Annotated in this window: 1 protein-coding gene; it reads left to right on the forward strand. The window is 45.2% G+C overall.

The annotated features are described in order from the left end of the window. A partial coding sequence (locus PL9214_RS29530; RefSeq protein ID WP_139295218.1) for a cadherin-like domain-containing protein occupies positions 1–423 on the forward strand: 423 nt, incomplete at both ends.

A 423-nucleotide genomic window follows, 5' to 3' on the forward strand; every position in this document is an offset into this window, starting at 1 on the left:
CCTCCATTGTGGTAACGGCCTTTAACAATACTCCCACTGCCACGGACAAAACCCTAACCGTTAACGAAGACAACAACTACACCTTTACGACGGCGGACTTCGGTTTCAGTGATCTCGACACCGAAGACATCCTAGCATCAATAAAAATCACCCAACTGCCCACAGTGGGGACATTACAACTGAATGGCACTGCTGTTACAGCTAACCAAGTGATCACTGCTGCTGATATTCCCAGCTTAGTCTTCACCCCAGTTGCCAATGCTAACGGTAGCAGTTATGCCAACTTCAAGTTCACCGTTAATGACGGCATTATTGATAGTGTGGCAGCTAATACAATTACTATTGATGTTACTGCCGTTAATGATATCCCTGTATTAAATACAGCTATTACCGCCCAGACCGCCAATCCAGATAGCAATTTCA

Origin of the sequence: Planktothrix tepida PCC 9214, assembly GCF_900009145.1 — a bacterium.
Classification (GTDB): domain Bacteria; phylum Cyanobacteriota; class Cyanobacteriia; order Cyanobacteriales; family Microcoleaceae; genus Planktothrix; species Planktothrix tepida.